Annotated in this window: 11 protein-coding genes; all 11 read left to right on the forward strand. The window is 34.9% G+C overall.

The genetic code is table 11. The annotated features are described in order from the left end of the window. Positions 1-389 (forward strand): GerAB/ArcD/ProY family transporter (locus BKP35_RS17240; protein ID WP_169819258.1); only part of this gene is annotated, 389 nt, incomplete at its 5' end. 131 nt (positions 390-520) lie between these two features. After that, positions 521-829, forward strand: a complete 309-nt coding sequence (locus BKP35_RS17245) for a competence protein ComK (protein WP_071314628.1) — start codon at positions 521-523, stop codon at positions 827-829. A gap of 27 nt (positions 830-856) precedes the next feature. After that, a complete protein-coding gene (locus BKP35_RS17250) occupies positions 857-1,192 on the forward strand; it encodes a hypothetical protein (protein ID WP_071314629.1) in 336 nt (111 codons plus the stop codon). A 49-nt stretch (positions 1,193-1,241) separates the two neighbouring features. Next, positions 1,242-1,529, forward strand: a complete 288-nt coding sequence (locus BKP35_RS17255; RefSeq protein ID WP_071314630.1) for a hypothetical protein — start codon at positions 1,242-1,244, stop codon at positions 1,527-1,529. A 46-nt stretch (positions 1,530-1,575) separates the two neighbouring features. After that, positions 1,576-1,755, forward strand: a complete 180-nt coding sequence (locus tag BKP35_RS17260) for a hypothetical protein (protein WP_071314631.1) — start codon at positions 1,576-1,578, stop codon at positions 1,753-1,755. A 1,359-nt stretch (positions 1,756-3,114) separates the two neighbouring features. After that, on the forward strand, positions 3,115-4,884 hold the full coding sequence (ltrA, locus tag BKP35_RS17265; RefSeq protein WP_071314637.1) for a group II intron reverse transcriptase/maturase: 1,770 nt from the start codon (positions 3,115-3,117) through the stop codon (positions 4,882-4,884). A gap of 145 nt (positions 4,885-5,029) precedes the next feature. Further along, positions 5,030-5,416 (forward strand): hypothetical protein, encoded by a 387-nt coding sequence (locus BKP35_RS17270; RefSeq protein WP_169819259.1) that lies wholly within the window; start codon positions 5,030-5,032, stop codon positions 5,414-5,416. A 151-nt stretch (positions 5,417-5,567) separates the two neighbouring features. Further along, a complete protein-coding gene (locus BKP35_RS17275; RefSeq protein ID WP_071314633.1) occupies positions 5,568-6,137 on the forward strand; it encodes a hypothetical protein in 570 nt (189 codons plus the stop codon). Between the two features lie 250 nt (positions 6,138-6,387). Then, complete coding sequence (locus tag BKP35_RS17280; protein WP_071314634.1) at positions 6,388-6,879, forward strand: hypothetical protein; 492 nt, start codon at positions 6,388-6,390, stop codon at positions 6,877-6,879. Positions 6,880-7,074: 195 nt separating this feature from the next. Continuing rightward, entirely contained in the window at positions 7,075-7,665 is a 591-nt protein-coding gene (locus BKP35_RS17285; protein WP_071314635.1) for a hypothetical protein, read from the forward strand. Positions 7,666-7,750: 85 nt separating this feature from the next. Then, positions 7,751-8,143 carry an ABC transporter gene (locus BKP35_RS17290; RefSeq protein ID WP_245741997.1) on the forward strand — a complete coding sequence of 131 codons (393 nt, stop codon included), beginning with the start codon at positions 7,751-7,753 and terminating at the stop codon, positions 8,141-8,143. Positions 8,144-8,283 lie beyond the last annotated feature (140 nt).

Consider the following 8,283-nt stretch of genomic DNA (forward strand, 5'->3'; position numbering starts at 1 on the left):
TGGTATTAAGTGAATTTAAACAATACCCTACTTATTTTCTTGCTCAAAAAATAAGTATCGCTGACATTATCGACCGTGTCGAAGCAGTTTTAGCATTTATTTGGTTAATTACAATATTCTTCAAAATAGTTATTTTGCTATATGCGGTAAATTTAGGGGTTACTCAAGTTTTTAACTTACGTCAATCTCGTCCATTTATTTTCCCATTAGGTCTACTATTATTATTGGTAACACAATTTATCACTGAAAATGTCATTTCTTTTAATAATTTCTTTAATAAAGTGATCCCACCTTACACTTTGACATTTGGCTTGCTACTCCCTTTGTTTCTACTGTTTGTTTATAGGGTACGTCGGAAAAAATTTGAAACCCAAGCTGAACAATCATAATTTTTTTAATGTAGACATCTTTTTATAACATAAATTTTATTTAAAGAGTAACGATACTCATAAGAAGTATTTCCAGAATAAGCATTCAAGTAATTTGCCATATAAAGGAATTTAGTATTCAACAATCGAGCGTGTTAGCAATACATGAAGGGCGGAGAAAGGCTGCAAAACGTTTAGCTCGCCTTCATTTTAAAGCCCCAGTAGCGATTCATCCTGAAGGTAATATTTATTCTTTTCCAACCCTTTCACCAAAGAAATTTGAATGCAGCTGGATCTTCCCAAACCATATTAAAGACATCGCCCCAAGCAAAAAAGATTTAGGGAAGTCGGTTATTTTGTTTTCGAATTTGAAGGAAGTAGAGCTCGGCATATCGTATTTTATGTTAGAGGAGCAACTTCAACGATCGGTATATTGCCTGATGAGATTAAAAGTTGAATAGTTTCTTAGTTTTTAAGGAGGGTTGAAAATGTCTAAACATTGGAAAGACGATCAAATTCATTTATTAAAAGCAATTCCGGCTTATCGCATGATGATTGCTGGTAAGCCAGAAAAAGAAGCTCAACAAATTACAAAGGAATTTGCTGAAACTCTCCGTACAAATAACGTTGAACTACACCATCGTAGCGTCCAATCTATTAATGAGCGTCTACCTTATTTAGAAAATTTGCTAGCCGGAGTGTTTGAGCCACAAAATTACGCTCAAAAAGACCAACACCTATATTACTCCAAGCCTAGAGTAGATGACGGCAGAGAGCCGATCTTATGTAATACGAGGCATTCTTATAATGGGGCGATAAGGTGATCGGATTGTAACAAAAATAGGTTTTAAACCAACTTTTATGAGGTGCTTTATGAACAATATGAAAACTAGGCTTCATGATTTATTGAATGACTTTAGAAAAGAGTTTAAAGAAATGTTTGAATCAGAAGACGATTTTCCAGAAGGAACATGGGTTGAGATCAATAAAGAAGAGGACATTGATAAAAAAATTAACCATAACCGTAGTCTTTATTTAATAGCCACTGATTGCAAATTTTATGAGAACCCTTGTAAATTAGTATTTAACGAAAAATATAAAGTGATTTACCGAGGGGAAGGTTATCACCCGAAAGTAAGGCTTAAAAAGCCACCTTTTTAATCAAAGTTATATAGATCAAGGAAAGAAACATGGTTATGATAAATGTATGAAGGTTGAACCGGGGATTGACGGTATTAATTTAGATGATCCCGAAGAAGGATACCAAAACTATAAATGGTTTGTATATCAAATAAAGCTTGATGTAGAGTCATCGATTAGAAAGCAAGCTGAACTAGGTTTTGATGACGCTTTTGATACGCCTTTAGCTTCTAGAGATCGTAGATAAACTGTTATATACCGAAGCGTAGCAGCCACTCAAGAAGCCATTCCAAGAAGAGCTGCCCCACTTCCGTAGAAGCACCTAAGCGCCGTCGATCCCGACCGCGCTTTTTTAGCACGAAGCTAATTCAAGAAGCCCTCTCACGAAGCCAGCCGTTCTCCCTCCGCAACCCGCCTCACAATCCTTGTTCGGTCCGGTGCTCCACTAGCCCGGCTATCATAGAAGTATTCAGCTACCCGTGCCTAGCACGCGTAGCTCTCCAGTAACCCTAAGAAGCCCCAAGCTCCGAAGCCAGGAAAGTCTCCTGTCTCTAGCTGCTTCACATTCGTTCAGCTAAAAAAGAGCCAGAAGCCTTGCCTCCCAAAGAAGCCGCCTCAGCGGTAGCACATTCCCTTACCGAAGCGTAGCAGCCACACAAGAAGACAGTCCTAAGAAACGAATAATTTGTTAATTTCTTTATGAATTATTAAATTATTTTAAAAAATAAATGGATATTTATGTTAAAGTGAACATTGAGGAAAGTTTAGAGTTTGTGAATTATTTCACTTAAACTAACGAAGCAGTTTAGTGGTGCGAAACGTTTCTACCCCAAATTGAGAATGGTCACATTACTCAGATAAAAGGTAGACAATTTCGTCGAAATTGAAGGATTATATTGAAGAGCCAAATGATTGAGTAACGCCTTGAAGGGCTCTCTCTTAGTCGAGTAGCACTAAAATTAGTAAGAATAATAGTGTTATAAGCTCGGTAAAAAGGCGTAAGAATTTACCGTAACAGTTCGGCTGCCGAAAACCTACCCGAGGGGGTGGTGTAAATCATGATGCTTGAGTTGAATAAATATGGTGAGAATGCAAAAAAGCCTATAATAAAGGGCTACGCTGATGAACTTCTGAATGTACGGGTCTATACCTGCAATACATAGAAATGTGTATATCACCAAATTGTGAGGTTAGTAGTGGTTGAGTAAAACTAGCTAATATGAAAATCCATGATATGTTAAAGGCATATGAACGACTAACAGGCTTACAGGAAGCACCTAAGTTTATTCCATAATAAATATAATTCAACGTTGTAAGCTGATGACGTTGAAAGCTTACTCTTAATGAAACGGTAGCTAGGAAAGCAGTAATGACATTAGTTATTGTATAACTTGCTTTAACATCAGTGAAAGTGGTGGCACAGTACCGATGAAGCGTCTAATCCACGTGAAGGGATAGCCACTAGACTAATAAAGAAACATTCAACCATGTAAGACAGTTCTTTGACGATTAATAAGGTTCTTGTCAGACTAAAAGAGGTTCAATTCCCAAGGGAGTCACCGACTTGTTAAAACGAAAGAAACTGCGACACAATGAGTATTATGACATGCAACATTGTTTTGATAATTTATATGCTCAAAGTGTCGGTGGTCAAAATTTCTATAACTTAATGAAACTTATAAGTTCAAATGAAAATGTACGTCTTGCTTATCGAAATATAAAAAGAAATACTGGGAGTAAAACGGCTGGTTCAAATGGATTAACCATCGATGATGTAAAACATTTATCTGTGGAAGATGTAATTGAAAAAGTTCAAGCTATGTTAGGTTCGTACGAACCCCAAAAGGTTAGACGTGTGTTTATACCGAAAGCGAATGGTAAAGTAAGACCACTTGGAATTCCTACTATTTGGGATAGAATTCTTCAACAGTGTATCTTACAAGTATTAGAGCCGATTTGCGAAGCTAAATTCCATAAGCACAGTTACGGATTTAGACCAAATAGGAGTACACATCATGCCAAAGCTAGACTTGAATTTTTAATCAATCAAACGGGGCTTTATCATTGTATAGATGTTGATATAAAAGGCTTTTTTGACAATGTGAACCATAGTAAGCTACTAAAACAAATTTGGACGTTTGGGATAAAAGATAAACAGTTAATATCAATTATTTCAAAACTTCTAAAGGCTGAAATTGAAGGTGAAGGTATTCCATCAAAAGGAACACCCCAAGGGGGCATCCTATCTCCGCTCTTATCTAACATAGTTCTTAATGAATTGGATTGGTGGGTTAGTGACCAATGGGAAACGTTTCAAACTAAGTTTACCTATAAATACCCGGGAAAATACGCACCGTTGAAAAAATCTAATTTGAAAGAATGTTTCATTATAAGGTACGCAGATGACTTTAAAGTTCTATGTCGGACTCGGACACAAGCGATAAAAATGAATTATGCTATCAAGGACTTCTTGAAAACAAGACTACACCTTGAAACGAGTGAAGAAAAGTCCAAAGTTATCAATCTTAAAAAGAACTCGTCAGAGTTCCTAGGCTTCTCCATTAAAGCCGTGAGAAAAGGAAAAACTAGGATGGGCTTTGTGGCTAAATCTAACATGACTAAGAAAGCTAAAACAAATGCATCTATAAAAATTAAAGAAGCTATCAAAGCAGTAAAAAAGAAACCATGCATTGAAACCGTTTGGCACTATAACACTGTCGTTATGGGTATCCAAAACTACTATGCATCAGCTACGCAAATTACAAATAACTTAAGCGAGTTGACCTCCCAATTAGGCAAGACTTTATATAATCGTCTAAAAGACCTCAGAACAGAAGCGAATTTTACTGATATGACTAAAACATTACAAAAACGCTACAAGGGATATGACCCTAAGCTCTACAAAATTAGAGAAATGGTATTTGTCCCTATATATGCCCAACGGCATAGGACATCTTTATGTTTTTCTCAAAATATTTGTAATTACACTGCCGAGGGCAGAGCGAAAATTCATAAAAACTTAAAAGCGATTAACAAAAAAGTATTAGGTTCTGTCATGAAGAATTTCATCCCAAATCGAACGATTGAATATAACGATAATCGCATTAGTAGGTTCATTGCCCAGTATGGAAAGTGTGCTATTTTAGGAGTTGAACTAGGCATAAATGATTGGCATTGTCATCATAAAAATCCTTATTATGTTTCAAAGGATGATAGCTACTCAAACTTGATAGTGCTACATGAAGCTGTTCATCGACTTATACATTTGAAAGATAGAAACAAAATCCAAAAATTACTTTCAGTTTTACAACTGAATAATAAACAAAGAAAAAAGGTCAATGAACTTAGAAATCTATGCAAAAGTGACGCAATCTAACTTGGGGATTTAATTTTCGTTTCATTATAATATACATAGAATTGAATGGATTTAATTAGTTGGAACGCCGTATGAGGTGAAAGCTTCACGTACGGTGTGAACGAGGGGAAAAGGGAGCGATAACTTCAAACCCTTACCTATTCGTATGAAGAAGAAAGAAAAAGAAAGAGGTGGAAAAATGAGAGTAATTATTATGATTTTGACATTCATGTTGATATTAACTGCGTGTTCATTTGGTGATAATATGAACGAAAATAAAATAATAAGTAATATGAAAGCTGAAGAAGAAAATCAATATCACATCTATTCATTTTGGACAGACGTAACTGAAATAGGTGATTTTGATTATTCAAGGGTTGATTTGACTGTTGTGCGTCTTATTGCCGCTCATAAAAGTGAGCATGAGTATGCAAAGGCATTGAAAATTAACGAATTTCCTACGTTTATTGTTTTGGATAACGAGGGGATTGTATTAAGAACTACAAATGTAAATGAAATGAATGAATTTTTAAAAGACTTTCAAATGGAATAGCTTAAAAAGAACTAAATAATACACATAGTCCAAGATTAACATTATTTTTCTTCAAGTAACGACGTGCATTAATGTAACAACGATTATGCTGCCCTTTTCAAGTTATTGATAAGAGTTTAAAGAAGGGTAACTAGGTAGGAGGGGGGATTTCGTGTCAAAACGAACTAAAATACTACTTATTACTTTGTTAGTTTTATCGGTAGTTTTCGGAGGTTTTCAATATCAGAAGAATCAAAAATATGAAACCTATTTAAATAGCCATTTAGGAGAAAGTTTGAATAGCTTAAGTTGGAATGTATATATTTTACATGAAAAAACGAATCAGTCTTTAAATGCTGACAAAATACCTAAGGCTTCTTTAAAGCAAATTGAAGAAGTGTTATTGATAATTCAGGAAGAAAGTAATACCATTGAAAGATTAGCAAAAATCTTGTACCCCAAAAGGGCAAATGATTTAGCTGGTGTTACATATAACACTACAAAGTTTATGGCTGATCGTATAAATCTACTTTTTGAAGAAATTGATTCAAATGGGATTTTATATTTAGAGGAACACACTTATAATATTTTAAAACTAATAAGAGATACAGGCAAGAGTTGGGACATTGAACTTGGAGTTTTTAATAGTTCTACCAAAGATGTCAATATGACAGATTGGGTTGACACCATTTTGAGGCTGCAACAACACTCAGAGAGATACCAGAAGGAAATGAATAAATAGGGTATTCATTCATGGAATTGTAGTGAGGACGTAAAATCAAGACGCAATCTGCTGTTAAGCTAACGGATAGCTTATGTTCAAGAAGAAAGACGAAAAAACAACAGATCAATTTGCTGCACAGTACAAATATACTATTCAATAGAAAATGACCTTTCGCAACCCGCGATTGCGGAAGACCATAAACCTAATTCCTCGGTAATGTTCCATTGAGCATGATTTTAATTTCAAAATAATGGGAGAGGTTGAAAAAATGAAACAAAAAGTCTTAATTAGCTGTTTAGTAGCTTCTATCATTCTAAATGTCATTTTTCTTTACTCATCTATTCAGGAGTCTAGGTCTGACACACAGCATATGGCACAAATGAGTGAGCAGGTATCCTTTTTTACCTTTAGATTTGCTGAATTGAACTTATCTTTTATTGATAGATATTTTGATGAGGATACTCATTATGATGATATCGATGATGTGATTTCTGATTTAAAAAGTATAAACACTACATGGTATCCCCTTAATCATCGTGATATCGATAGAACATTATTAGAAGAAATCCGACGGTATGATTCTTTACAATACCAATTCATAACTAGAAATTTAAGTAATAATCCATCAGAAGGAAAATTACAAGAATTTAGGGAAGCTCTTCAAGTAGTAGTAGAGCCTTACCAAAACGGAGAGCTTGAAACGGTGAATGATTATATACAAGCACTAGAAAAAACTAATCAGCGATTGGAGGAGTTGTAAGTATCAATAGAGTATTCGAGTGAGGATATAACTTAAAGGATGCATTAGTTGAAAATCAGAAGCTGTCGTTGGCGGGAACTCCTCTCACCGTGTTAACGGGTGGCGTTACTGGAACAACAGCAGTGACGCTTTTTGCTTCATTATTGAGCTGGAGGATTGAAGAAGAAACGTAGCATAAGAAAGGAGCAAATAGTAATGAAAAGGGGACTTATATTTTTTATAGTTTCGTATTTATTGTTTATTCTAACAGCGTGTGAACTACTTAATAATGGTGGTTATTACCCATCTTTAGAAGAGGCATTAAACGCTGAAATTAACGAAGGAACAAATGAAGTATTGTTGGATGACGAAGAACAAAGAATGGTTGTATATCTTTTTAAGAGAGACGAAAACGATTCAGGTATGTTAACAGTAGTTACTTACGACAAAAAAGGTGGGAAATATAAACGTGATATTGGTAGAGGCGAAGTAGCAATGTCACTCGGTGGGGATTTTGGAGAATTTGCCCCTATTCTATTCCAACAGTTTATTCATCCAGAGACCGACGATAAATATCTAAACGGTGTTGTAAGCTCTAAAAGTGTCAAAGAAGTAAATATAAAATTTTTCGTGCCAAAAGAAAATGGTGATGATAATGAAATAACCAGAACTGCTCAGATAGAAAGTAATAATGTGTTTCTAATTAATATTGGCAATTTATATACTGATGCAGAGAAAATGGAAGTTGAATTAATTGGCGATAATGGAGAAGTAGTCGAAGTAGTACGGTATGGTTTCACTAATTGATTAGTGGCTTTGTTGGTGAAGAAAAACATGTATTAAATGCCAATAAGAGTTATTTAATTAATGCGAACTAACTGCCGTTGCTGTTGTGTCACTAACGGATAGCAATAGTTCCATAAAGGGTGTGATTATTACGGACAAGAAGCTAATTCAGATATATGATAATTGGCAAGATAAACTTGACGCAGACGAGTGGTATTTTAGTAAATCATTTGAAGCAATTTCAAAGGATATGAGCTCCGAAGTTGCTTTTAATTATATTCCAGAAGTTGTAAATGTACTTTTAGAATTAGACGAGGATTATTTGATTTGGGCGACACTTTACTTTTTAATGGACTTATATAGAATTGCGGAAACCACTGAATTACATCCAGCACTTGAAAAGAATTGGTCAGTTCTAAGAGAGCATATTCAAAAATATGAAGATTCATATTCTACTCCATATCAAGAACTGAGAAGGCTTCTAAGGGTAAAAAATTAAAATTGTCTTATTCAACAAACGAAAGCGTTAGCTGCACAAGCTATCGCTGCCCTTCTGAACGCTAACGGGGAGTTTCCTTACATAACGAGATTTAGTATTGAGGAGGATTATTTTTGATGAAGAATATTTCAAAGAATAGT

This window comes from Anaerobacillus arseniciselenatis (genome assembly GCF_001865995.1).
Taxonomy (GTDB): Bacteria; Bacillota; Bacilli; order Bacillales; family Anaerobacillaceae; genus Anaerobacillus; species Anaerobacillus arseniciselenatis.

Coding starts and splice junctions, on each gene's coding strand:
- BKP35_RS17250 (WP_071314629.1), top strand. CDS start 857: ATGTCTAAACATTGGAAAGACGATCAAATTCATTTATTAAAAGCAATT.
- BKP35_RS17255 (WP_071314630.1), top strand. CDS start 1,242: ATGAACAATATGAAAACTAGGCTTCATGATTTATTGAATGACTTTAGA.
- BKP35_RS17260 (WP_071314631.1), top strand. CDS start 1,576: ATGAAGGTTGAACCGGGGATTGACGGTATTAATTTAGATGATCCCGAA.
- ltrA (WP_071314637.1), top strand. CDS start 3,115: ATGCAACATTGTTTTGATAATTTATATGCTCAAAGTGTCGGTGGTCAA.
- BKP35_RS17270 (WP_169819259.1), top strand. CDS start 5,030: ATGAAGAAGAAAGAAAAAGAAAGAGGTGGAAAAATGAGAGTAATTATT.
- BKP35_RS17280 (WP_071314634.1), top strand. CDS start 6,388: ATGAAACAAAAAGTCTTAATTAGCTGTTTAGTAGCTTCTATCATTCTA.
- BKP35_RS17285 (WP_071314635.1), top strand. CDS start 7,075: ATGAAAAGGGGACTTATATTTTTTATAGTTTCGTATTTATTGTTTATT.